Annotated in this window: 19 protein-coding genes; 11 read left to right on the top strand and 8 right to left on the bottom strand. The window is 74.8% G+C overall.

The annotated features are described in order from the left end of the window. Window positions 1-4: 4 nt before the first annotated feature. Window positions 5-385, bottom strand: a complete 381-nt coding sequence (locus WCD41_RS17235; protein WP_337714697.1) for a DUF5319 domain-containing protein — start codon at window positions 383-385, stop codon at window positions 5-7. A 93-nt stretch (window positions 386-478) separates the two neighbouring features. Here WCD41_RS17235 and guaB point away from each other — a divergent pair, with 93 nt between their 5' ends. The 6 genes from guaB (at window position 479) to WCD41_RS17205 (ending at window position 10253) form a co-directional block, all read left to right on the top strand. Next, the gene (gene guaB / locus WCD41_RS17230; RefSeq protein WP_337714696.1) at window positions 479-1984 is read left to right on the top strand and encodes an IMP dehydrogenase; all 1506 of its coding nucleotides are present in this window, start codon (window positions 479-481) and stop codon (window positions 1982-1984) included. Between the two features lie 19 nt (window positions 1985-2003). After that, window positions 2004-3137: a GuaB3 family IMP dehydrogenase-related protein gene (locus WCD41_RS17225; protein WP_337714695.1), complete on the top strand. Its 1134-nt coding sequence runs from the start codon at window positions 2004-2006 to the stop codon at window positions 3135-3137. Between the two features lie 75 nt (window positions 3138-3212). After that, window positions 3213-5993 carry an ATP-binding protein gene (locus tag WCD41_RS17220; RefSeq protein ID WP_337714694.1) on the top strand — a complete coding sequence of 927 codons (2781 nt, stop codon included), beginning with the start codon at window positions 3213-3215 and terminating at the stop codon, window positions 5991-5993. Between the two features lie 131 nt (window positions 5994-6124). Beyond that, window positions 6125-6298, top strand: coding sequence for a hypothetical protein (locus WCD41_RS17215; RefSeq protein ID WP_337714693.1), 174 nt, complete (start codon window positions 6125-6127; stop codon window positions 6296-6298). Further along, a complete protein-coding gene (locus WCD41_RS17210) occupies window positions 6295-7005 on the top strand; it encodes a hypothetical protein (protein ID WP_337714692.1) in 711 nt (236 codons plus the stop codon). The genes WCD41_RS17215 and WCD41_RS17210 overlap by 4 nt, the downstream gene beginning before the upstream one ends. Further along, complete coding sequence (locus tag WCD41_RS17205; protein WP_337714691.1) at window positions 7002-10253, top strand: bifunctional cytochrome P450/NADPH--P450 reductase; 3252 nt, start codon at window positions 7002-7004, stop codon at window positions 10251-10253. The genes WCD41_RS17210 and WCD41_RS17205 overlap by 4 nt, the downstream gene beginning before the upstream one ends. Window positions 10254-10329: 76 nt before the next feature. Here WCD41_RS17205 and WCD41_RS17200 read toward each other — a convergent pair whose 3' ends face one another. The 4 genes from WCD41_RS17200 to WCD41_RS17185 all read right to left on the bottom strand — a co-directional run bounded on the left by WCD41_RS17200 (window position 10330) and on the right by WCD41_RS17185 (window position 15313). Next, window positions 10330-11496, bottom strand: a complete 1167-nt coding sequence (locus WCD41_RS17200) for an RtcB family protein (RefSeq protein ID WP_337714690.1) — start codon at window positions 11494-11496, stop codon at window positions 10330-10332. Between the two features lie 108 nt (window positions 11497-11604). After that, on the bottom strand, window positions 11605-12408 hold the full coding sequence (locus WCD41_RS17195) for an IclR family transcriptional regulator (RefSeq protein ID WP_337714689.1): 804 nt from the start codon (window positions 12406-12408) through the stop codon (window positions 11605-11607). A 25-nt stretch (window positions 12409-12433) separates the two neighbouring features. Next, on the bottom strand, window positions 12434-13693 hold the full coding sequence (locus WCD41_RS17190; RefSeq protein WP_337714688.1) for an MFS transporter: 1260 nt from the start codon (window positions 13691-13693) through the stop codon (window positions 12434-12436). Window positions 13694-13747: 54 nt separating this feature from the next. Beyond that, a complete protein-coding gene (locus WCD41_RS17185; RefSeq protein ID WP_337714687.1) occupies window positions 13748-15313 on the bottom strand; it encodes a bifunctional 3-(3-hydroxy-phenyl)propionate/3-hydroxycinnamic acid hydroxylase in 1566 nt (521 codons plus the stop codon). Between the two features lie 93 nt (window positions 15314-15406). Here WCD41_RS17185 and WCD41_RS17180 point away from each other — a divergent pair, with 93 nt between their 5' ends. Next, entirely contained in the window at window positions 15407-16366 is a 960-nt protein-coding gene (locus WCD41_RS17180) for an amidohydrolase family protein (RefSeq protein WP_337714686.1), read from the top strand. Window positions 16367-16386: 20 nt separating this feature from the next. Then, the gene (locus WCD41_RS17175) at window positions 16387-17442 is read left to right on the top strand and encodes a maleylacetate reductase (RefSeq protein ID WP_337714685.1); all 1056 of its coding nucleotides are present in this window, start codon (window positions 16387-16389) and stop codon (window positions 17440-17442) included. Here the strand turns inward: WCD41_RS17175 and WCD41_RS17170 are convergent. Continuing rightward, window positions 17414-18010 carry a TetR/AcrR family transcriptional regulator gene (locus tag WCD41_RS17170; protein ID WP_337714684.1) on the bottom strand — a complete coding sequence of 199 codons (597 nt, stop codon included), beginning with the start codon at window positions 18008-18010 and terminating at the stop codon, window positions 17414-17416. The genes WCD41_RS17175 and WCD41_RS17170 overlap by 29 nt on opposite strands. A gap of 73 nt (window positions 18011-18083) precedes the next feature. Between WCD41_RS17170 and WCD41_RS17165 the strand changes: the two genes are divergently transcribed. After that, window positions 18084-19241, top strand: a complete 1158-nt coding sequence (locus WCD41_RS17165; protein ID WP_337714683.1) for a cytochrome P450 — start codon at window positions 18084-18086, stop codon at window positions 19239-19241. A 47-nt stretch (window positions 19242-19288) separates the two neighbouring features. Here the strand turns inward: WCD41_RS17165 and WCD41_RS17160 are convergent, their stop codons facing one another. Next, window positions 19289-20605 (bottom strand): FAD-dependent oxidoreductase, encoded by a 1317-nt coding sequence (locus tag WCD41_RS17160; protein ID WP_337714682.1) that lies wholly within the window; start codon window positions 20603-20605, stop codon window positions 19289-19291. Beyond that, window positions 20602-21216 (bottom strand): PadR family transcriptional regulator, encoded by a 615-nt coding sequence (locus WCD41_RS17155; RefSeq protein WP_337714681.1) that lies wholly within the window; start codon window positions 21214-21216, stop codon window positions 20602-20604. The genes WCD41_RS17160 and WCD41_RS17155 overlap by 4 nt, the downstream gene beginning before the upstream one ends. Window positions 21217-21293: 77 nt before the next feature. Here WCD41_RS17155 and guaA point away from each other — a divergent pair, with 77 nt between their 5' ends. Then, entirely contained in the window at window positions 21294-22853 is a 1560-nt protein-coding gene (guaA, locus tag WCD41_RS17150) for a glutamine-hydrolyzing GMP synthase (RefSeq protein WP_337714680.1), read from the top strand. 7 nt (window positions 22854-22860) lie between these two features. Then, window positions 22861-23982 (top strand): aminotransferase class I/II-fold pyridoxal phosphate-dependent enzyme, encoded by a 1122-nt coding sequence (locus tag WCD41_RS17145; RefSeq protein ID WP_337714679.1) that lies wholly within the window; start codon window positions 22861-22863, stop codon window positions 23980-23982. Window positions 23983-24059: the final 77 nt, after the last annotated feature.

Below are 24059 nucleotides of genomic sequence, written 5' to 3'. Positions count from 1 at the left end.
CGTGCTACTCGGCGAGCGTCGCGTCGGCGAACCCGCGGCAGTACTCCCACGTGACGTAGGCCGCCGGGTCGGGGTCGAACGGGGGCTCGTGCGGGCGCATGTGACCCTCGTCGAGGAGCTGCTGCAGGCTCGCCCGCAGCAGGTCCCAGTCGTGGTAGTGCTGCTCGGAACAGTCCTCGCAGTCGACCACGACGCCACGGATGCCCCGGGGCGCGAGCAGGGCCTCGAACACCGCGAGGTCGCCGAGGTCGGCCACCACCTCGTCGCGTTCGGCGTCGTCGAGGGGCGCGTCGTCGGAAGCGTCGGCGTCCTGGCCCCCGAGCGCGCGAGCGGGGTCCGCGGGATCTCCCGCGAACGGATCGGGCGGCAGCGCTTCGTAGGCCACGACCAGCAATTTACCCACATCGCGGCGCGCGTCACCCAGCGGCAGCCCGCGCGCCCGGGGGACCCCGTCGGAGTGCGGACTACGATTGTCGTCATGGTGCTGACGGAGCCCGGTCTGCCCGAGAAGTTCGCGTTGCTCGGACTCACCTTCGACGACGTCATGCTCCTGCCGGGCGAGTCGGACGTGGTGCCCTCCGAGGCGGACACGTCGGCGCGCCTGACGCGCCGGGTCACGCTGCGGGTCCCGCTCGTCAGCTCCGCGATGGACACCGTCACCGAGTCCCGCATGGCGATCGCGATGGCGCGCCAGGGCGGCATGGGCGTGCTGCACCGCAACCTCCCGGCCGAGGAGCAGGCGGCCCAGGTCGAGGTGGTCAAGCGGTCCGAGGCCGGGATGGTGACCGACCCGGTCACGTGCTCGCCCGACGACACGCTCGCCGAGGTCGACGCGCTCTGCGCCAAGTTCCGCATCTCGGGCCTGCCCGTGGTCGACGAGAGCGGCCGCCTGGTCGGCATCATCACCAACCGCGACATGCGCTTCGAGGTCGACCACTCGCGCCGGGTGCGCGACGTCATGACCTCCGAGGACCTCGTCACCGCGCAGGTCGGCGTCACCGCCGAAGCCGCGCTCGGGCTGCTGCGCCGCCGCAAGATCGAGAAGCTGCCGCTGGTCGACGGCGCCGGCATCCTGCGCGGCCTCATCACGGTCAAGGACTTCGTCAAGACCGAGCAGTACCCCCTCGCGACCAAGGACCCCGACGGCCGGCTGCTGTGCGGCGCGGCCGTGGGTGTCGGCGACGACGCCTGGTCGCGGGCCATGGCGCTGGTCGACGCCGGGGTCGACGTGCTCGTCGTCGACACCGCGCACGGGCACTCGCGGGCGGTCACGGCGATGGTCGCGAAGCTCAAGCAGGAGCTCGGCGAGCGGGTCGAGGTCGTCGGCGGCAACGTCGCCACGCGGGCGGGCGCCCAGGCGCTGGTCGACGCGGGCGCGGACGCGGTGAAGGTCGGCGTCGGGCCGGGCTCGATCTGCACCACGCGCGTCATCGCCGGCGTCGGTGTCCCGCAGATCACCGCGATCCACGAGGCCGCGGCTGCCGCGGCGCCCCACGGGGTCCCGATCATCGGCGACGGCGGCCTGCAGTCGTCCGGCGACATCGCCAAGGCGCTCGCGACGGGGGCGGGCACCGTCATGCTCGGGTCGCTGCTCGCCGGCACGGCCGAGACGCCGGGTGACCTGGTGCTGCTCGACGGCAAACAGTTCAAGACCTACCGCGGCATGGGCTCGCTCGGCGCCATGCGCAGCCGCGGCCAGCAGGGCTCGTACTCCAAGGACCGGTACTTCCAGGACGACGTGCTCTCCGACGACAAGCTGGTGCCCGAGGGCGTCGAGGGCCGCGTACCCTTCCGGGGGCCCCTCGCCCAGGTGGCCCACCAGCTCGTCGGCGGACTGCGGGCGGCGATGGGCTACACGGGGTCGCGGACCATCGACGAGCTGCAGCGTGCGCACCTCGTCCGGATCACCGCGGCGGGGCTCGCCGAGTCGCACCCGCACCACGTCACGATGACCGCCGAGGCGCCCAACTACGGCGCCCGCTAGCCGGGAGGGGACCAGCCGCGTGCGCGAGCAGGTCGAGATCGGGCGGAACCGCAGCGCCCAGCGCAGCTACGTCTTCGACGACCTCGACATCGTCCCGTCGCGGCGCACCCGGTCGTCGTCGGCGGTCTCGACGGCGTGGCAGCTCGACGCCTACCGCTTCGAGCTCCCGCTGCTGACCCACCCGACCGACGCCGTCGTCAGCCCGTCCACGGCGGCGCGCGTCGGCGAGCTCGGCGGGCTCGGCGTGCTGAACGCCGAGGGGCTGTGGGCCCGGCACCCCGAGGCGGAGAAGGTGCTCGGCGAGGTCGTCACCCGCGCCGCCACCGACCCGGCCGAGGCCGTCGCCGAGCTGCAGCGCCTGCACGCCGCCCCCGTCCAGCCCGCCCTGCTCACCGAGGCGCTCGAGCGCGTCCGCGCCGCCGGGGCCACGGTGGCCGCCCGCGTGAGCCCCCAGCACGCCCGCGAGCTCACGCCCACGCTGCTGGCGGCGGGCGTCGAGGTGCTGGTGGTGCAGGGCACGATCATCTCGGCGGAGCACGTGGGGCCCGACGAGGGTGGCGAGCCGCCGCTCGACCTCGAGGACTTCATCGACGGCCTCGACGTGCCCGTCGTCGCCGGCGGCGTGGGCGACTACCGCACCGCGATGCACGTCATGCGCACCGGCGCCGCGGGCGTCATCGTCGGCTACGGGCAGTCGGCGGCCACCACCACCGACGACGTGCTGGGCATCGGCGTCCCGATGGCGACCGCGCTCGTCGACGCGGCCGCCGCGCGCCGCGACTACCTCGACGAGACCGGCGGGCGCTACGTCCACGTCATCGCCGACGGCGCGATGAGCACGTCCGGCGACATCGCCAAGGCCATCGCGTGCGGGGCCGACGCGGTCATGCTCGGCGAGCAGCTCGCCGCGGCCGAGGAGGCCCCCGGCGGCGGCTGGTACTGGACGCCGTCCGCGGCGCACCCGTCGCTGCCCCGCAGCGGCATCACCCGCGTGCCCACCGTCGCCCCGGACCTGGCGACGGTGCTCACCGGCCCCGCCCGCTCCGGCGCCGGGACGATGAACCTCTTCGGCGCCCTGCGTCGCGCGATGGCCAAGACCGGTTACTCCGACCTCAAGGAGTTCCAGCGCGTGGGGCTCTCGGTCCGCCGCTGACACACAGCGCGACCGCACGGTCTCCCACGGAAGTGTTCCTGGACAGGAGACGAAGCGTGCGCTGTCGTCTCGACCATGAGGACGCGCCCGGACCCCGTGTGGTCGCGCCGCGTCACGTCCTCTCCGGTGTTCGTCGGGCGGCGGGGCCCGCTGGCCGCGGTCGACGAGGCGTGGGAGCAGGCGCGGGCCGGGCGTCCGGCGGTGGTGTGGGTCGAGGGCGAGGCCGGCGCGGGCAAGACCGCGTTCCTGGCGCGCGCCGTGGCGGACCGGCGCGCGGCGGCCGTCCTCACGGCCACCGGTGACGCCGCCGAGGCCGGGCTCGCGCACGGCGTGCTCGACCAGCTCGTCGCCGGCCTGCCGCCGGGGCTGACCAACCGCTTCCCGCTCCTGCGGCCCGACCGGGCGCCACGGGCCGACCCGCTCGCGGTCGGGGCGGAGCTGCTCGCCGCCCTCGGGGCGGTGCCGGAGGACGACCCGGTGCTCGTCGTGCTCGACGACGTGCAGTGGGCCGACCCGGCGTCGGTGCGGGCGCTGGTGTTCGCGCTGCGGCGCCTGCGCCACGACCGGGTGCTCGTGCTCGCCGGTATCCGCCACCCCGCGGCCGGGCCGGGGGACGCCGCCGACGACCGGTCCGTCGACGCCTGGTGGGAGCGGTTGCCCGTGACCGGCGACGCGGTGCGCCGGGTCCGCCTCGAGGGCCTCGACCCCGGCGAGCTCTCGGAGCTGGCGGCGGCGCTGGGCCGGCCGCTGGGGTCGACGGGCGCGGCCGAGCGGCTCTGGCACCACACCCGCGGGCACCCGCTGCACGCCCGCGCCCTGCTCGAGGAGCTGCCGCCCGAGGTGCTGGCGGGCACCACCGACACGCTGCCCGCCCCGCGCAGCCTCCCGTCGGTGCTGCTCGTGCGGCTGTCCCGGGCGGCGCCGGCCACCTCGGCGCTCGTCGTGGCCGCCGCGGTGCTGGGGGAGAGCGCCCCGCTGACCCTCGCCGCGGCCGTGGCGGGCCTCGACGACCCGTCGGACGCGCTCGACGAGGCCGTGGGGCTCGGGCTGGTCGAGGAGCTCCCCGGCGGGCCGCCGGCGCGGATCGGGTTCGTGCACCCCCTGGTGCGCGCCGCGGTGCGCGGCGACCTGCCCCCCGCGCGGCGCCGGGCCCTGCACGCCGCGGCGGCCGCGCGCCTCGCGGGGCGGGCCGCGCTCGAGCACCGGATCGCCGCCGCGGCCGGCCCCGATCCGGTGCTCGCGGCCGAGATCGAGGAGCTGGTCGCCGCGCCCGGCGCAGCCCTCGCGGGGACGGAGGCCGCCGACCTCCTGCGCGCGGCGGCCGACCTCAGCACCGCGCTCGACGACCGCGAGCGCCGGCTCCTGGCGGCGGCCTCGCGCCTCATCGGCGACGGCGAGATCGCCCGGGCCGTGGCGCTCGAGGACGCGGTCGAGGGCTGCGGGCCCGGGCCGTGGCGCTCCGCGGTGCTCGGCCAGCTCGCGCTGTTCACCGGCCGCTTCGGCGTGGCGCGGGAGTGGTTCACCGCGGCGCTCGCGACGGAGCCCGACGGCGCCGGGGACGCGCGGCCGGGGGCCCGCGCCCGGGCGGTCGCCGCCGCCCACCTCGCGATCCTGCACCTGCTGCACGGCGACGCGGAGCGCGCGGTGGCGACGGCCGGGCTCGCGCTGGTCCCGGGCGAGCGGGGCGCCCGCGGCGACGACGTGCGGCTCCCGGGCGGGCTCGCGCTCGTGCTCGGGCTCGCCGCGCTGGGGCGGGGTGCCGACGCGCGGGTCGTCCTCGACCGGGCCTCCGGCGATGGCGGCGGCCCGCCCCCCGTCGACGCCCTGATCATGCGCGGCGTGCTCGCCGCCCTGGCCGGCGACGACCCCGCGGCCGCCGCCGACCTCGACGAGGCCGTGCAGCGGGCCCGTGCCGGGGAGCCCGTGCGGGGGCTGGCCCTGGCCCTCGCGTTCCGCCCGGCGGTCGCGGACCGCACGGGCGCGCCCGACGGCGTCGTCGAGGGCTTCGAGCTGGCGGTCACGCTCGCCCGCGACGGCGGGACCGCGCTGCCCGGGGCGCTCGCCCACGCGTTCGCCGCCGAGGCGCTGGCCCTGCGCGGCCGGGTCGACGAGGCCCGCGCACGGCTCGCCGCCGCGGTGTCCGCGGGCCCGCGGTGGTGGGGCGTCGAGGTGTGTGCCGCCGTGGCCGCGGCGACGCTCGCCGAGGTGACCGGCGACCCCGCCGGCGTCCTCGAGGCCCTCGCGCCGACGCGGGACCCCGCCGTGCGGGCCCTCGCCGACGGGCTCGGGATGCTCGCGCCGCGGGTGCTCGAGACCGAGGCGCTCCTCGCGCTCGGGCGCACCGACGAGGCGGCCGCGTCCCTCGCCGCGCTGGAGGCGCGCGCCGCCGGCCGGCACCGCGTCGACGTCGCTCGCCTGCGGCTGGGCCTCGACGGCGGGCACCCGCGGGCGGTGGCCGAGCTCGGGGTCGACGGGGTGGTGGCGCCGCACGCGCTCGCCCGCCTCGAGACCGAGATCGGGCGCCGCCTGCTCGCGGGCGGCGAGCGGCGGGCCGGCGTCGACCTGCTCCGCGGCGCCCGCGACACCCTCGCCCGGCTCGGCGCCGGGCCGTGGCGGGCGCGCTGCGAGGAGCTGCTGCACACGGCGGGCCTCACCCCGGCCACCGGTGACGGCGCCCTCGGTCTCACCCCGCACGAGGAGGCCGTCGTCGCCCTCGTCGCGCGCGGCCTGACCAACCGCGAGATCGGACGCGACCTCTACATCACTCCGCGCACCGTCGCGTACCACCTGTCCAACGTCTACGCGAAGCTCGGCATCGCCTCCCGGCGCGAGCTGGTGCGCCTCCGCTCCACGTGAGCACTTTCCGGGCCCATGGGCCCGGAAAGTGCTCACGTGGGGGCCTGACTGGAAGGCGGACTGGAAGGTCCGGACGGGGCGGCCGGTCCCTCCCGCGGCGCACGCTCGTCGGCGTCGAGGAGGAGGTCCCCATGCACCTGTCGGTCGATCTCCTCCGCACGTCCGACGGGCGTCTGGAGGGCACCGTGATCACCGATTCCGGCCGTGAGCAGGCCTTCTCGGGCACGCTCGACCTGCTGCGGATCCTCGAGGATCTGCAGCCCGAGCGGCCCGGTTCCCCCGGCACCGAGGGGTGGGCCCGGTGAAGCCGGCGACGCCGCGCCTCGCCGCGATCCTGGGCCTCGTCTTCGCGGCGCTGTTCGTGGCCGCGCTCGTGACGGTCAACGGCGTCCCGCACCTGTCGGCGCCGGTGTCGGACTACGGCGCGTTCTACGACGGCGGCGGCGACACGCTCGTCACCGCGGTCGCGATCTACCTCGTGCCCCTGGCGGGGATCGCGTTCCTCTGGTTCGCCGTCGCGCTGCGCTCGGTGCTCGACGGCCTGGAGGTCCACCCGTCGGCGATGGCACACGGGCTGAACCTGCTCTCGGGCGTCCTGTTCGTCGCGCTGCTGTTCGCCGGCACCGCGGCGATGGCGACACCGGTGCTGCTGACCACGATCGGCGGCGGCGCCCCGCTCGACCCGGAGATCGCGCGCGGGCTCTCCGCGCTCGGCTACGGCCTGGTCTTCCTGTTCTCGGTGCGCGGCGCCGGCATGTTCGCGCTGACCACGACGACGCTGCTGCGCGGTGCGGGCGTCATGCCCCGCGGCGCCGCGGTCGTGGGCTACCTCCTCGCGAGCTGGCTGCTGCTGACCGCGACCGACCACCCGGCGAGCCTGCTCGTCCTGCCGGCCTGGGTGCTGCTCGTCGCCGTCGTGCTGCTGCGCCACGACCGTCACACCCGTCGCGCGTCCCCGGCCCCGTCCCCCGACCCGACCCCCGCTGTCCTGAGCCCGAGGAGCGAGCCATGACCACCACACCGGACGCGCCCGCCCGGTCCCTCGCCGACGTCCCGGGGCCGAAGCCGCTGCCGATCATCGGCAACGCCCGCGACATCGACACCCACCGCCTGATCCAGAGCATCATGGAGCTGGCGGACCAGTACGGCCCGATCTTCGCGCTGCACCGGCCCGGCGGGATCACCTACGTCGTCTCCGGCCTCGAGATGGTCCAGGACCTCTGCGACGACAGCCGCTTCGACAAACTCGTCGGCACCGGCCAGCGCGAGCTGCGCAAGACCCACACGAGCGCCGGGCTGTTCACCGCCGACACCGCCGACCCGCTGTGGAAGTCCGCGCACGACATCCTGCTGCCGAGCTTCTCGACCTGGGCGATGAAGGGTTACGTCGACCCGATGGTCGACATCGCGCAGCAGCTGATGCTCAAGTGGGAGCGACTCAACCCCGACGAGCCGATCGACGTCGCGGGCGACATGACCCGGCTGACGCTCGACACCATCGCGCTGTGCGGCTTCGGCTACCGCTTCAACTCCTTCTACCGCGACACCCAGCACCCCTTCGTCGAGGCGATGATGGAGTCGCTCTCGGAGAGCCTCAAGCGCCAGCAGATGCTCCCGATCCAGATGAAGCTGCGCCGGGGCGCCCAGCAGCGGTTCCTCGCGAACGCGAAGTTCATGGACGACACGATCGACGGGATCGTCAAGGAGCGGCGGGCGTCCGGGGACCCCGGCACCGACCTGCTCGGGCACATGCTCGTCGGCACCGACAAGCAGGGGAACACGCTGCCCGACCACAACATCGTGGCGCAGTGCGGCACCTTCCTCATCGCCGGCCACGAGACGACGAGCGGGCTGCTGTCGTTCGCGATCGCCTACCTGCTCAAGAACCCCGACGTCGTCGCGCGGGCCCAGGAGGAGGTCGACCGTGTGCTCGGCACCGACCCGGGCGCCGCGCCGACCGTGGCCCAGATCGGCCGGCTCGGCTACGTCCGGCAGATCCTCGACGAGACGCTGCGGCTCTGGCCGACGGCGCCCGCGTTCACGCGGCAGGCCCGGACCCCGGGGGAGACGGTCGGCGGGTACGGCCCGTTCGACCCGGACACGGGGATCGTCGCGCTGACCCCGATGCTGCACCGGCTGACCGAGGTGTGGGGCCCCGACGCCCGGGAGTTCAACCCCGACCACATGGCCCCGGAGCGCATCGACGCGCTGCCCCCGAACGCCTACCGGCCCTTCGGCTCCGGGCAGCGGGCGTGCATCGGGCGGCAGTTCGCGCTGCAGGAGGCGGTCCTGGTGCTCGGGATGGTCCTGCAGCGCTTCGACCTCGTCGACCACGCGAACTACCAACTGAAGATCAAGGAGGCGCTGACGATCAAGCCGGACGGGCTGACGATCACCGTGCGGCCCCGGGACGGGCGCACGTGGGGCTCGGCCGCGCGGCCCGCGGCGGTGGCCGCCGCCGAACCGCGCCCCGCGACGCTGCCCGTCACGCCCACCGACCGGCACGGCACACCGTTGCTGGTGCTGTTCGGCTCGAACCTCGGCGCCGCCGAGGACCTCGCCACCCGCGTCGCCCGGGACGCTGCCGACCGCGGCTACACCGCGCGGACCGCGGCGCTCGACGAGGCCGTCGGGGAGCTGCCGACCGAGGGCGCCGTCGTCGTCGTGACCTCGTCGTACAACGGGGAGCCGCCGGACAACGCCGGGAAGTTCTGCGCGTGGCTGGACTCTCCCGACGCCTCGGCGGCCGAGGTGCGGTTCACGGTGTTCGGGTGCGGCAACCGCGACTGGGCGGCGACCTACCAGGCCGTGCCGACCCGCGTCGACGCCGGGCTGGAGGCCCGAGGGGGGACGCGCCTGTACCCGCGCGGCGAGGGCGACGCCCGCGGCGACTTCGACGCGCAGTTCGAGGACTGGTACTCCGGCCTGTTCGACGCCCTCGGTCAGGCGCTGGGGCTCGACGCGTCGGCCACCGCGACGGCCGGGGGCGGCCCCCGCCTGACGATCGCGATCGAGCAGCGGCGCACGGCGAGCCCGGTGCTGCAGTCCTACCGCGGGCAGGCGGCGACGGTGCGGGTCAACCGGGAGCTCACCGCGCGGGCGGGCACGCCGGGCGGGCGCTCGGTGCGTCACCTCGAGATCGCGCTCCCGGCCGGCACGTCCTACGGGACGGGCGACCACCTCGGCGTCCTGCCCCGCAACCCGATCGGGCTGGTCAACAGGGTGATCGCGCGCTTCGGTCTCGACGGCGGTCAGTACGTGACGCTGACGGCGAACGGCGCCGCCCCGACCCACCTGCCCGTCGGCGAGGCCTACCCGCTGCTCGCGATCCTCGTCGGCTGCGTCGAGCTGCAGGACGTGGCGAGCCGCGCGGGGCTCGCGGCGATGGCGGCGGCGATGCCCGAGGGCGCCGCGCGTTCCGAGCTGGCGATGCTCGCGGGCGCCGACGACGAGGCCAAGGAGCGGTACCGGGAGACGATCGCGAAGCCGCGGCGGACGCTGATCGAGCTGCTCGAGGCGCACCCCGACTGCGAGCTGGCGTTCGCCGACTTCCTCGACCTGCTCCCGCCGCTGCGCCCGCGGTTCTACTCGATCTCCTCGTCGCCGCAGGTGTCGTCGGACGTCGCCCTCACGGTCGGCGTGCTGGAGGGCCCGGCCCGCGCGGGCGACGGCTCGGTGTACCGGGGCGTGTGCTCGGGACATCTCGACGAGGTCGTGGAGGGCGGCACGGTGTTCACGTTCGTGCGCAGCCCCAGCATCGCCTTCCGTCCGCCGGAGAACCCGCACGTTCCGATGATCATGGTGGGCGCGGGGACGGGCATGGCACCGTTCCGCGGGTTCCTGCAGGAGCGTGAGTCGCTGCGGGCCAAGGGCGTGCCGATCGCCCGGTCGCTGCTCTTCCTCGGCTGCCGCGACCCCGAGGACGACCTGCTCTACGCCGACGAGCTCGCCGCGTTCGAGAAGGCCGGCGTCGCGACGCTGTTCCCCGCGTACTCCCGGGTGTCCGGCTACCCCTACCGCTACGTCCAGCACGCGATCGAGGGCGCGGCCGACGAGGTGTGGACGGCGATGCAGAACGACGCGGTCGTCTACGTGTGCGGCAACGCCTCGACCATGGCGCCGGGCGTGCGGGCGGCCCTGGTGTCGGTGTTCCGCGCGAAGACCGGCGCGGGCGCCGCCGACGGCGAGGCCTGGCTCGCGGGCCTGCGGTCCTCGAGCCGCTACCTCGAGGACATCTGGGGCGAGACCGCGGTGGTGTAGGCGCGGAGCACCACCGCGGCCCGGTGCACCGGGGGACGCCGCCGACCCAGGGGCGTCCCCCGGCTCCCGGCCGGGCTCAGGTGCCCTTCACGTTCACGATCTGCCGCAGGGTGTGGCGGACCTCGACGAGGTCGGCCGCGTCGGCCATGACCACGTCGACGTCCTTGTAGGCCGCCGGGATCTCGTCCAGGAACGCGTCGGTGTCCCGGAACTCGATGCCCGCCATGGCCTCCCGCAGCTGCTCGTGGGTGAAGGTGTTGCGGGCCTTCGTCCGCGAGTAGGCCCGGCCCGCCCCGTGGGGCGAGCTGTGCAGCGACTGCGGCTCGCCCTTGCCGGTCACCACGTACGACGCGGTGCCCATCGACCCGGGGATGAGGCCGGCGCGGCCCTCCGCGGCGTCGATGGCGCCCTTGCGCGAGACCCAGACCTCCTCGCCGAAGTGGGTCTCCTGCGTCGTGTAGTTGTGGTGGCAGTTCACCCGCTCCTGCTCCACGACCTCGGTGCCGACGAACTCCGCGGTCTGCCGCACGACCCGGTCCATCATCTCCTCGCGGTTGAGCAGCGCGTAGTGCTGCGCCCACCGGAGCTCGCGGATGTAGGTCCAGAACTCGTCGGTGTCCTCGGTGAGGTAGGCGAGGTCCTTGTCGGGCAGGTCGACGCCGGCGCAGGCGTCCCGGGCCACGGACGTGTGCCGCTGGGCGATCTTGTTGCCCACGCCCCGGGAACCGGAGTGCAGGAACAGCCACACCTGGTCGGCCTCGTCGACGGTGACCTCGATGAAGTGGTTGCCGCTGCCCAGCGTGCCGAGCTGCAGTTCCCAGCCCTTCTTGTCACCGGTCGGGTCGAAGCCGGCCTCGTCGGCGAGCGTCGTCAGCTCCTCGATCCGCGGCTCGGCGGTGGCCACGACCTTGCGGTTGTGGTGGCCCGCCGAGAGCGGGATCGCGCGCTCGATCGCCTCCCGCAGCGGCGCGAGGGACCCCTGGGCGCGGAGCTCGTCCGCGGAGAACTGCGTCCGCACCGCCGCCATGCCGCAGCCGATGTCGACGCCCACCGCCGCCGGCATGATCGCCCGCAGCGTCGGGATGACCGAGCCCACGGTGGCGCCCCGGCCGAGGTGCGCGTCCGGCATCAGCGCCAGGTGCGGGTGGATGAACGGCATCGTCGCGGTCCGCTCGGCCTGCTCGCGCGTGCCGTCGTCGAGGATCGACGCCCAGTTGAGCAGTCGCTCGTTGATCTTCTCCATGGCCTGTCGTCTCCTCCCGCGGCTCGGGTGCCTGCGGACGAGAGGAGACGGTAGCCACGGACGCGGCGGCGCACCTGCGATTTCCGCGGACCCGCGTACCGCGCACCTCTAGGCGACCCCGAGCTCGGCCGCCATGGCCGCCGTCGTCTCCAGGAGGTCGGCGGTGACGGACTCCAGGATCGCCGGGGACGCGGCGCTCTCGGGCAGGGCCAGGGCGACGACGAGCGGCAGCGAGTCGCCGGTCGTGAGCACCGGCGCGGCGACCGAGGCGATGCCGGGGATGACCCCGCCCGAGGTCAGCGCGTAGCCGCGGCGCCGGACGTCCTCGGTGATCTGGTCGATCTCGGCGGCCGACGGTCGTGCGCCCTGTTCCCGCAGCACCGAGTCGGTGAGTGCCCTGGGGAGGTGAGCGAGGTAGACGCGGCCGACCGACGACGTCAGCAGCGGCATGGTCGCCCCCACCCGCACGGTGATCGGGAGGGCGTGGGCGCCGTAGTCCCACCGCACGATCACCGGGCCGTGGTCGCCCCACACCGCGAGGTTGACCGCGTGGGCGGTGCGGTCGCGCAGCCCGGGGATGTACTCCGAGACCAGGCCGACCTCGTCCATGCGCCGCAGCGACTCGGCGCCGAGGCGGCGCAGCGCCGGGCCCATGTCGTAGAGCCCGGAGCTGGGCGACTGCGCCACCATCCCCGCCCGGCCGAGGCTCACGAGGTAGCGGTGCGCCTTGCTCGCCCCCATGCCGCTGGCGTTCGCGATCTGCGTGAGGCTCATCGGCCCGCCGCCGCGCTCGAGGGCGTCGAGGACGGTCATGGCGATCTCGACCGACTGGATGCCCTGGCGGGAGGTGCCCGACGGGCCGGGCGGATCGGTGCCCACGTCGCTGTCGTCGTCCGTGCCGGCGGGGGCCACGAGGTCGACCCTAGCGATCGGGGTCCTACGCGCTGACCCGCGGCGCGTCCGGGTCCGCGGAGGTGTCGGCGGAGGTGTCGGTGGTGCGGGCCCGGATCGCGGGGACCGCGGCCGCGAGCAGCGCGCCGAGGACGCCGGGGATCGCGAAGAGGTAGAAGTTCCACGCCACGCCGAGCCCGGAGGACAGGATCGCCGCGCCGAGCAGCGGGCCGGCGATCGCGCCGAGGCGCCCGACCGAGAGCGCCCAGCCGATCGCGCGGCCACGCAGCTCCGGGGGGTGGTGGCCGACGATGTAGGCGTTGGTGAGCACCTGCGAGCCGATGAGCCCGAGACCGCTGACGAACATCAGCAGGAACAGCAGCCCGAGCGCCGGGCGGGCGCTCATGACCAGCAGGCTGGCGGCACCGGCCAGGAAGGCGACGGCGACGACGGGCTTGATGCCGACGCGGTCGGCGACCTTGCCGCCGAGCACCATGCCGACGCCCGCGCCGACCCACATCGCCGCGGTCTGCAGCAGCGACGACCCGAGCGAGTAGCCGGCGGCCTGCATGATCGTCGGGAGCCAGGTGCTGATCCCGAACACGAGCAGCAGGCCGCAGAACGACATCGCCCAGAACAGCAGCGTCGCGCCGCGCACGCCGCGGGCGAGCAGGGGACGCAGGCCCAGCAGGTCACCCCGTGACCGGCCGCCGGACTCCTCGTGCACCGGGCTCTCCGGCAGCATCCGCATCGCGAGCGGGAGCAGCAGCAGCGCCGGCGCCGCGCCGATGACGTAGATCCAGCGCCAGCTCCCGCCGGTGAGCAGCGCGGCCCCGAGCAGCGGGGCGAGCAGGGCGCCCGCGGCGTAGCCGGACATCATGATCCCGACGTTGCGGGCCCGGCGCTCCGGCGCGGAGAGGTCGGCGACGTAGGCGGTCACCGTCGGGAGCACGATGCCGAGCCCGACCCCGACGGCGAGGCGTGCGGCCCCGAACAGCGCGAAGCCCGGGGCGATCGCGCAGACGAGCATGCCGACCGAGAACAGCGCGGCCCCGCCGATCAGGAGGCGCCGGCTGCCGGCCCGCCGGATCGTCGCCGCGCAGACCGCCGCGCCGACCAGCATCCCGATGGCCACGAGCGAGCCCACGGTGCCCGCGGAGGCCTTCGTCGCGCCGATGCCCGGGTCCTGGAGCAGCGAGGGGACGGTCACGCCGTAGCAGGCGAGGTCGTAGCCCTCGAGGGCGGCGAATCCCGCGGACAGGGTCAGGACGAGGCGCTCGGTGGCGCGGGCGGGTGGGGCGGTCATGGGTGCTCCAGGCGGCGTCGGCGGGAGGATCGGCGGCGTGACTCGGTGGGCGTTTCAGTGGGACAGCAGCGCGGGCGCCGGCGCGCCGAGGGCGGCGGCCAGCTCGCGGGCGAGCGCGCCGACGGCGGCCGGGTCGGCGGCGGTGCCGAAGACGTAGAAGTCGGGGCGGACGGCCACCGCGACCGCGCCGCGGTCGGCGAGCCAGGCCAGATGGGTGCCGTCGGCGTCGACGAGCCGGCCCGCTCCCGGCGCGTGCAGCGGCACGACGCGGACGCCCGCGTCGCCGAGGGCGGCCACGAGGTCGTCGTCGAGGGTCACCCGCCGCGCGTCGAGCAGCAGGTGCGCCCCGGCGCCGACGACCTGGTCGAGGCGGTCGCGCCGGGTCGCGTCGTCGCCCCGGAACTCGACGACGCCCTGCACCATCAGCTCGCCGCGCCCGTCGGCGGGCGATGCGGACAGCAGGCCGTCGACCAGGCCCGGGAAGCGGATCGACTCCGGCCGCTGGTTCGCCGCCCGCCGCGCCAGCAGCACGCGGTCGCGCTCGGCGGCGCGCTCGGGGTCGCGCACCGTCTGCTGGCGGCCCAGCTCGATGCCCTTCTCGATCACCGCGCGGACGTGGGGCTCGCGTTCCTGCTGGTAGGTGTCGAGCACCTCGTCGCCGAGGCGTCCGCGCAGGACGGCGTCGAGCTTGAAGGCGATGTTCTGGGCGTCGCGGACACCCGAGCACATGCCCTGGCCGAGGAACGGCGGCATCTGGTGCGCGGCGTCGCCGGCCAGCAGCGTGCGCCCCACCCGCCAGCGGTCGGTGACCAGCGAGCGGAACGTGTAGGTGGCGACGCGGATGAGCTCGGCGTCGTCGGGGGAGAGCCAGCGCCGGGTGCGGGCCCAGACCTTGTCGGGGTCGCGCTCGGTCTCGAAGTCCTCGACCGAGTCGAGCATGTAGCTGAACCGGTGGTGGGCCGGGCCGAGCGAGATGATCGAGGTCGGGCCGGCCGGGTCGCCGACCTGGCGCGCGGTGGGCACCGCCGGCGGGTGGGCCGGATCGCGGAACCGGAAGTCGCAGACCATCCAGGGCTCGGAGAACCCGTAGTCGTCCATGGTCCGGCCGAGCGCCTCGCGGACGAAGCTGTTGCCGCCGTCGCAGGCGATCACCCAGCGGGCGCGGACCGGCCCGCGGTCGGTGCCGAGCTCGACGTGGTCGTCGTGCTCGGTCAGCGCCGTCACGGGGCTCCCGAACCGGACCTCGACCCCGGGGGCGCGGACCCGCTCGTCCAGCGCCGACTCCAGCTCGGGCTGGTACATCATGTACCACTCGGCCCAGCCGCTGCGGCCGCTCGCGGCGAAGTCGTGCTCGATGAGCAGCTCGCCCGCCGCGTTGCGCCACTCGTAGTTGCGCTGCACGTGGATCTTCGGGAGCAGCTCCTCGGCGATGCCGACGCGCGCGAAGGTCCGCATCGTCTCGTCGTCGAAGATCGCGGCCCGCGGCAGGTTGTAGAGCCCGGCGTAGCGCTCCAGCACGACCACGCGGTGCCCCGCGGCGCCGAGCAGCGCGGCCGTGACCATCCCGACCGGCCCGTAGCCCACGACGGCCACGTCGACGGTGTCGGTGGTCTCGATCATGCGCGCTCCTCCTGTGAGGTTTGACACCGCCGAACCGTAGGATTCATCATTGGGCAAGTCAATGCATGATGGTGAAACGGGATCGAGGGCAGGATGCGGACGATCGGCCTGGAAGAGCACTTCGTGACCCCGGAGCTCGCCGCCTACGGCGCCGGGACGGCGACGATCGCGGAGCCGCACGTCTGGGAGGAGATGTCCCGCCGGCTCCTCGACCTCACCGGCGCCCGGCTCGAGCGCATGGACGCCGCCGGCCTCGACGTGCAGGTCCTCTCGCTGAACTCGCCGGGGCTGCAGGCCGAGCCGGACGCCGCGCTCGCCGTCTCCCGCGCCGCGGCCGTCAACGACCTGCTGGCGTCGACGGTCGACGCCCACCCGACCCGCTTCGCGGGCTTCGCCGCGCTGCCGCTGCAGGACCCGCAGGCCGCGGCGAAGGAGCTCGAGCGCTCGGTGACCCAGCTCGGCCTGCGCGGCGCGCTCGTCAACGCCCACACCCACGGGCGCTACCTCGACGACCCCGAGCTGCGGGTGGTGTGGGAGTACGCGCAGGGCCTCGACGTGCCGCTCTACCTGCACCCGGCCACCGGCGTCGACGCCGCGCACGTCCTGTCGGGACACCCGGAGCTCATCGGGCCGATGTGGAGCTGGGGCACCGACACGGCGTCCCACGCCCTGCGGCTGATCTTCAGCAGGGTCTTCGACGACTTCCCCGAGGCGAAGCTGCTGCTCGGGCACATGGGCGAGGCGCTGCCGTTCGTGCTCTGGCGCCTCGACTCGCGCTGGGACTTCCACGCCCACCACGGCATCGAGCTCGCCCGCGGCCGCCCGTCGGAGTACCTGCGGCACAACCTCTACATCACGACCAGCGGCGTCTGCTCCGCCGCGCCGCTGCTGTGCTCACTGCTCGCGCTGGGGTCGGACCACATCCTCTTCGGCACCGACTACCCCTTCGAGGAGATGGACGTCGCCACGGAGTTCCTGCGCACCGCGCCGATCAGCGAGGCCGACCGGGCGAAGATCGCCTACGGGAACGCCGAGCGGCTGCTGCGGCTCTGAGCAGTCGTACCGTGACCGGCGTGAGCCTCTCCTTCGTCCACGACGCGCTGCCGATGCGCGTGGTCTTCGGTCCCGGCCGTCTCGCCGACCTGGGCGACGAGGTGGAGCGCCTGGGGCTGCGCCGGGTGCTCGTGCTCGGGACGCCCGAGCAGGAGGCGACCCTGCGGGCGACCGCCGACGGCCTGGGCGGGCGCGCCGCCGGGGTGTTCGCAGAGGCCCGCCAGCACGTGCCGGCGGCGATCGCGGCCGCGGCGGCCGACCGGGCCCGGGAGCTCGGCGCCGACGGGTGCGTCACGGTCGGTGGCGGATCGTCGGTCGGGCTGGGCAAGGCGGTCGCGCTGCGCCATGGCCTGCCGGTCGTCGCCGTGCCCACGACGTACGCGGGCTCGGAGATGACCCCGGTCTGGGGGCTCACGGAGGACGGGGTCAAGCGCACCGGCCGCGACCGGGCGGTGCTGCCGCGCACCGTCGTCTACGACCCGGAGCTGACGCGCTCGCTGCCGGTCGGCCTGTCGGTGACGAGCGGGCTCAACGCCGTCGCGCACGCCGTCGAGGGGCTGTGGGCGCCCGACGGCACGCCGATCACCGCGGTGATGGCCGAGGAGGGCGTGCGGGCCCTGCTCACGGCGCTGCCGACGATCGTCGAGCGCCCCGACGACCTCGACGCGCGCGCCGGGGCGCTGCAGGGCGCGTGGCTCTGCGGCGCGGTGCTCGGGGCCACGACGATGTCGCTGCACCACAAGCTCTGCCACGTCCTCGGCGGCTCGTTCGACCTGCCGCACGCCGAGACGCACGCGGTCGTCCTCCCGCACGTCGTCGCCCACAACGGGCCGTCGGCGCCCGCGGCCGTGACGGCGCTGGGGCGGGCGCTCGGGGTCGCCGGGGACGCCGACACGGTGGCGAAGGCCCTGGCCGACCGGGCCCGCGAGCTCGGCGCGCCCACGTCGCTGGCCGCGCTCGGGATGCCCCGCGACGGGCTGGCGCGCGTCGTCGACGCGGTGCTCGCCCAGCCGTACGCGAACCCCGCGCCGGTCACGCGGGAGAGCCTCACGGCGCTGCTCGAGGCGGCGTACTAGCGGGCTCCCCGAACGCGACGTCGAGGTGGGCGTCGAGCGTGGCCAGCGCGTCGGCGGGGGCGAGGTGGCCGCCCAGGACGTGCACGGCGAGCCCCTCGACCAGCGCGAGCAGGCCGGTGGCCGCGATCTCGGGGTCGAGGGGCCCGGAGCCGGCGGCGGCGTGGATGCGCTCGGCCACGGCGGCGCGCATGCCGCGGGTGTCCTCCTCCAGCCGGGCCGCGACGTCGGGGCGGGTCGCGGCGTAGGCGTGGTACGCGACGGCAACCCGGCCCTCGAGCTCGCGGTCGGCGTCGAGCGGCAGGAGCTGCACGAGCAGGGATCGGACGAGCCGGCGGGGGTCCGGGTCGTCGTGCAGCCGGGCCTGCACGCGCGCCGCGACGACGTCCAGCGCGAAGATCATCATCTCGTCCTTGGTGCGGAAGTAGTGCTGCACCATCCCCGCGGTCACCCCGGCCTCGGCGGCGACGTGGCGCAGGCTCACGTCCATCAGCCCTCGCTCGGCGGCCACGCGCAGCAGCGCGTCCGCGAGCAGTGTCCGGCGCTCGTGGTGGTCGACCTGCTTCGGCACGGAGACACCTTGTCACATTGCACTCGCAACGCCACCTCGGTTACGTTGCAGGTGCAACGCGAAGGAGGTCCCCGTGGCGACGACCCTGCCGCTCGAGCGGCACGACCCGACGGCCCCGCCGGCGCGGTACCGGTGGCTGCAGGAGCACGAGCCCGTGTCGCGGGTGGTCGGCGCCGACGGCCTCCCCGCCTGGCTCGTGACGTCCCACGACCTGGTCGCGGCCGGGCTCGCCGACCCGCGGCTCGGCCTGACCCCGCCCGGCGTCCCCGTCGACGAGCGCGCGTCGCTGTTCCGGGACGGGCCCGCGCACACCCGGCTGCGGCGGCTCGTGGCGCGCGCGTTCACACCGCGGCGGGTCGCCGAGCTCGCGCCGCGGATCGAGGCGCTCGCCGACGAGCACGTCGCCGCGTTCGTCACGGCGGCCGACGAGGGGCCGGCGGACCTCGTGGACCTGGTCGCCGGGCCGCTCGCGGTCGGGTCGCTCGGGCTGCTGCTCGGCGTCGCGCTGGAGGACCACCCGCGCTTCCGCGTCCTCGTCGACGACGCCCTGCGGGCCGACCCGAGCGACCACGCGCTGCTGGCGGAGGCCGAGCGGGCGTGGGGCGCGCTCATGGGGTTCACGTCCGAGCTGGTGGCGGGCGCCCGCGAGCGACCCGCTGACGACCTGCTCTCCGCGCTGGTCGGGATCCGCGACGCCGACGACGGGCGCCTCGACGACGGCGAGCTGGTCGCGCTGGTCACGGCCCTGCTCGCGGCCGGCGTGATCACGATCCGGGGCGGGCTCGCGGTGGGGGTGGTGCACCTGCTGCGCGAGGACGCGCTGGCCGCGTTCGCCTCCCGGTCCGACACCACCGAGGTGGTCGAGGAGCTCGTCCGCCGCGCCGGCGTCGAGGTGTTCCCGCGCTGGGCTCAGGCCGATCTCGAGCTGGGCGGGGTGGCCATCGCGGCGGGGGAGAAGGTGCTGTTGCGCCTCGAGGCCGCCAACCACGACCCGGCGCGGTTCGCCGACCCCGAGGCGCTGTGCCCCGGGCGCCCCGGCCCGCACCTCGGTTTCGGGCGCGGACCGCACCACTGCCTGGGCGCCGCCCTGGCCCGGGTGGAGCTGGCCGCGGCGCTGACCGCGCTGTCGCGCCGGGCACCCGGGCTGCGGCTCGCCGTCCCCGTCGAGGAGATCCCCTGGCACCGCAGCGAGGTGGACTCCGGCCCGACGATGCTCATGCTTCACACGTGAGCACTTTCCGGGCCCATGGGCCCGGAAAGTGCTCACGAGACCGAAGGTCACACGAGCTCGGAGTCGCGCACCTTCTGCATCCCGCGGGCCATGCGGCGCTTCGCCGGCGGGATGCGGTCGATCACGCGCATGCCGGTGCGCTGGGCCATCACCGACAGCGGGCCGATGACGGGCCGGCGGGCGGTGCCGTTGTCGTTCATGAACTCCAGCGACTCGCGCACGGCGAGCGAGGAGTAGCGGCGCATGAGGTCCTCGTACTCGCCGACGGCGTCGAGCAGCGCCATCTCGCCGTCGCGCACCCGGACGAGGCGGTCGCGCAGCTCGCGGGCGTCGCGCAGCGCGGTGTTGGCGCCGGCCCCGCGACCCGGGGTCATGGTGTGGATCGCGTCGCCGATCATCGTCACGGTGCTCGGCGCCCACGCCGGGACGGGGTCGGCGGTGCGGATGCCCAGGGCCACGGTCGAGCCCGGGTCGGCCGTCGCGATGAGGTCGAGCCAGCGCGGGTCCCATCCGGCGCTGAGCTCGGCGGCCAGGGCCAGGGCGTCGCTGCCGGTGCGCTCGAGGAGATCGGCCGGCGCGATCGAGCGTGACGTCGTGATCGCCCACGACACGTAGTCGGTGGTGTTGTCGAAGCGCAGGCCCGGCCAGCGGGCGAGCAGCTCGTCGTCGCTGCGGCTCCCGTAGGGCATCCGGACCATGTGCGTGATCCCGAACTGGCCGCGGCGGTCGAAGTACATGCCGAAGCCGTGGCGGACGGCCTCGGGGACGAGCTCCTCGGACCGCGGGGTCAGCAGCGTCTTGCCCCCGATCGCGACCAGCCCGGTCTCGGTGTGCGTGGCGTGCGGGAGGTGCTGGCGGCGCACGCGCGAGCTCGCGCCGTCGGCGCCGACGAGCAGGTCGCCGGTGTCGGTGCTCCCGTCGTCGAAGTGCGCGGTGACGCGCCCGTCGTCGTGCTGCGTGTAGTGCGTGAAGCGACGGTCGAACGTGATGACGTCCTCCATGCCGGTGAACAGCACCTGGCGCAGGGTCATCCGGCTGACGTTGTGCTCGCTGTCCTCGGGGTCGCCGCTGGTGTGGGGCAGGTCGGCGAAGTCGATGCTGATCAGCGTGCGGTACCGCTCGGTGAGCATCGCGAGCGTCGTGTACGGCGCGGCCGTGGTGGCCACGAACGTCGCGAAGAGCTCCGGGTCCAGGCAGGCCTTGAGTGCCCGGGCGCCGTTGGGCGAGATGCCGACGCGGTAGCCGTGCAGCCCGCTGGTGCGGGTGCGGTCGCGCTCGTGGACGGCGACCTCGATGCCCGCGTTCCGCAGGCCGTGCGCGAGGCACATCCCGCCGGTGCCCGCGCCGATGACGATGACCTTCATGAGGTGTCCTCCCCACCGGGGTCCGCCCGGCGTGCGATGTCGGTCAGTTCGGCGCGATCCCAGGTGAGGGCGCCGGAGCGGAGGTCGTCGAGCAGGGCGGCGATCCAGGCGACGTCGGTCTCGAGGTGCGCGATGGCGTACTCGGCCTCGATCACGACGATCCGCGGCAGGAACGCGGGCGCCCCCTCGAGGTCGCGGCGCACCCGCTCGAGCTCGCCGCGCCGGTCGGACAGGCGCAGGGCCAGCGCGTCGGCGGCGACCTCGATGTCGAGCAGGGGCAGGTACGACAGGGCCGCGGTGAACTCGGCGAACTCGTGGCGGGGCGCGGTGAGCATGTCCAGCGTCCACGTGACCGCCAGCTCGCGACCGGTGTCGGTGACCGCGTAGACGGTGCGCTCGGGGCGGGCGGACTCGCGCTCGGTGGCCTGCGCGGCGAGCAGGCCGTCGCGGACCAGGCGGTCGATCGTCTTGTAGAGCTGCGAGCGCTGCCCGACGTTGACGACCTGGTCCTTGCCGCGCTCCCGCAGGAGCCGCTGCATCCGGTACGGGTGCATGGGCTCCTCCGCGGCGAGGGCGAGGACGGCGAGGGCGAGTCCGGAGCGCTGAGTCATGGTGACGAAGACACTAGTGTCTTCGACACTAAGACGGCAAGGGGGCGTGCTCGCGCCGCGCCTGGACAATGGACGGCGTGACCGCCAGTGGGGAGCGCCCCGTCCTCGTCGTCGACTACGGCGCGCAGTACGCGCAGCTCATCGCCCGCCGCGTGCGGGAGGCGCAGGTCTACTCGGAGGTCGTGCCCCACACGACGCCGGTGGACGAGATGCTCGCCAAGGACCCGGCGGCGGTCGTGCTGTCCGGCGGGCCCGCGAGCGTGTACGCCGAGGGCGCGCCGAGCATCGACCCCGCGCTGTTCGACGCGGGCGTGCCGGTGTTCGGCATCTGCTACGGCTTCCAGCTCATGGCCGGCGCGCTGGGCGGCACGGTGGCCCACACCGGCGACCGCGAGTACGGGCGCACCGAGCTGTCGGTCGCCGGCGAGCCGGGCCGCCTGCACACCGAGCTGCCCGACGCCCACCCGGTGTGGATGAGTCACGGCGACGGCGTGACCAAGGCGCCGGAGGGCTTCACGGTGACGGCGTCGTCGCCCGGCGCGCCGGTGGCCGCGTTCGAGGACGTCGCGCGGCGCTTCGCCGGCGTCCAGTACCACCCGGAGGTCGGGCACTCGCCGCACGGCCAGGAGGTACTGCGCCGCTTCCTGCGTGACGTCGCCGGCGTCCCCGCCGACTGGAACACCGCCAACATCATCGACGAGACGGTCGCGGCGATCCGGGAGCAGGTCGGCGACGGGCGCGCGATCTGCGGGCTGTCCGGCGGTGTCGACTCGGCGGTCGCCGCCGCACTCGTCCAGCGCGCGATCGGCGACCGCCTGACCTGCGTGTTCGTCGACCACGGCCTGCTGCGCGAGGGCGAGCGGGCGCAGGTCGAACGGGACTTCGTCGCCGCCACCGGCGTCGACCTCGTCACCGTCGACGCCGCGGAGACCTTCCTGCGCGAGCTCGACGGCGTCGTCGACCCGGAGGAGAAGCGCAAGATCATCGGACGCGAGTTCATCCGGTCCTTCGAGGGCGCCGCCCGGTCGGTCAGCGAGGGCAAGGGGGCGGACTTCCTCGTCCAGGGCACGCTCTACCCCGACGTCGTCGAGTCCGGCGGCGGGTCGGGGGCCGCGACGATCAAGTCGCACCACAACGTCGGCGGCCTGCCCGACGACCTGCAGTTCTCACTGGTCGAGCCGCTGCGCGCGCTGTTCAAGGACGAGGTGCGCCGCGTCGGCGCCGAGCTCGGACTGCCCGAGACGATCGTGCGCCGCCAGCCGTTCCCCGGCCCCGGCCTCGCGATCCGGATCATCGGCGCCGTCGACGCCGCCCGGCTGAGCACCCTGCGACGGGCCGACGCGATCGCCCGCGAGGAGCTCACGTCGGCGCAGCTGGACGAGGTGATCTGGCAGTGTCCGGTGGTGCTGCTCGCCGACGTGCGGTCGGTCGGCGTGCAGGGCGACGGCCGCACCTACGGGCACCCGGTGGTGCTGCGCCCGGTCTCCAGCGAGGATGCGATGACCGCGGACTGGACGCGCCTGCCCTACGACGTGCTCGAACGCATCTCCACGCGGATCACCAACGAGTGCGCCGAGGTCAACAGGGTCGTGCTGGACGTGACGAGCAAGCCGCCGGGGACGATCGAGTGGGAGTGACCTGACCGTGGCTGAGACGATCTTCAGCGAGATGTCCCGGCTGGCGGCCGAGAACGACGCGATCAACCTCGGGCAGGGGTTCCCGGACACCCCGGGCCCGCGCGAGGTCGTCGACGCCGCGGTCGCCGCGATGCACAAGGGCTGGAACCAGTACCCGCCGGCGGTCGGGATCCCGTCGCTGCGCACGGCGATCGCCGACCACCAGCGCCGCTGGTACGGGCTCGACGTCGCGGCCGACGGCGGAGTCGTCGTGTGCTCGGGGGCGTCGGAGGCGCTCTCGTCGGCGATGACCGCGCTGCTCGCGCCGGGCGACGAGGTGATCGCGCTCGAGCCGTACTACGACCTCTACGGGGCGACGGCGGCACTGCTCGGCGCGACGCTCGTGCCCGTGCGGATCCACGCGCCGGACTACGCCCTGGACGCCGCGGCGCTGCGGGCGGCCGTCACCCCGCGCACGACGATGATCGTGCTCAACACCCCGCACAACCCGACGGGCGCGGTGCTCTCGCGCGCCGAGCTGCAGTCGATCGCCGACGTGGCGATCGAGCACGACCTGGTCGTGCTGTCCGACGAGGTCTACGAGCACCTCGTCTTCGACGCAGGAGTGCACGTCCCCATCGCGACGCTGCCCGGCATGTTCGAGCGCACGATCACCGTCGGCTCGGGCGGCAAGACGTTCTCGGTCACCGGCTGGAAGATCGGCTGGGCGACCGGGCCCGCTGACCTCGTCGCGAAGGTGCTCGGCGTCAAGCAGTGGTTCTCGTTCGCGGCGGGCACGCCGTTGCAGCACGGCATCGCGACCGGCCTCGAGCTCCCCGACGACCGCCTCGCGCACCTCGGCGACGACCTCGCCCGCAAGCGCGACCTGCTCACCGACGGCCTGCGCGAGCTGGGCCTCGAGGTGTTCCACTCCAAGGCGACCTACTTCGTCACCGCGGACGTGGCGCCGCTGGGCGTCACCGACTCCCTGGAGTTCTGCCGCTCGCTCCCCGAGCGCGTCGGCGTCGCGGCCGTCCCCAACCAGGTCTTCCACGCCTCCCCGGAGGGCGTCGAGACCCAGGTCCGCTTCGCGTGCTGCAAGCGCGACGAGATCCTCGCCGACGCCCTCCTGCGACTCCGCAAGCTCTAGGTGCTCGTGTCGGCGGAGTGGCTCCGCTGACGTTCAGTGTCCGTAGCTCCACTCCGATCATCGGTCGCGGCACGCAG

Origin of the sequence: Actinomycetospora aeridis (assembly GCF_037400275.1) — a bacterium.
GTDB lineage: Bacteria > Actinomycetota > Actinomycetes > Mycobacteriales > Pseudonocardiaceae > Actinomycetospora > Actinomycetospora aeridis.
This window is presented reverse-complemented; position numbering and strand designations above follow the sequence as displayed.

Coding starts and splice junctions, on each gene's coding strand:
- guaB (WP_337714696.1), top strand. CDS start 479: ATGGTGCTGACGGAGCCCGGTCTGCCCGAGAAGTTCGCGTTGCTCGGA.
- WCD41_RS17220 (WP_337714694.1), top strand. CDS start 3,213: ATGAGGACGCGCCCGGACCCCGTGTGGTCGCGCCGCGTCACGTCCTCT.
- WCD41_RS17215 (WP_337714693.1), top strand. CDS start 6,125: ATGCACCTGTCGGTCGATCTCCTCCGCACGTCCGACGGGCGTCTGGAG.
- WCD41_RS17205 (WP_337714691.1), top strand. CDS start 7,002: ATGACCACCACACCGGACGCGCCCGCCCGGTCCCTCGCCGACGTCCCG.
- WCD41_RS17200 (WP_337714690.1), bottom strand. CDS start 11,496: ATGGAGAAGATCAACGAGCGACTGCTCAACTGGGCGTCGATCCTCGAC.
- WCD41_RS17190 (WP_337714688.1), bottom strand. CDS start 13,693: ATGACCGCCCCACCCGCCCGCGCCACCGAGCGCCTCGTCCTGACCCTG.
- WCD41_RS17185 (WP_337714687.1), bottom strand. CDS start 15,313: ATGATCGAGACCACCGACACCGTCGACGTGGCCGTCGTGGGCTACGGG.
- WCD41_RS17180 (WP_337714686.1), top strand. CDS start 15,407: ATGCGGACGATCGGCCTGGAAGAGCACTTCGTGACCCCGGAGCTCGCC.
- WCD41_RS17160 (WP_337714682.1), bottom strand. CDS start 20,605: ATGAAGGTCATCGTCATCGGCGCGGGCACCGGCGGGATGTGCCTCGCG.
- WCD41_RS17155 (WP_337714681.1), bottom strand. CDS start 21,216: ATGACTCAGCGCTCCGGACTCGCCCTCGCCGTCCTCGCCCTCGCCGCG.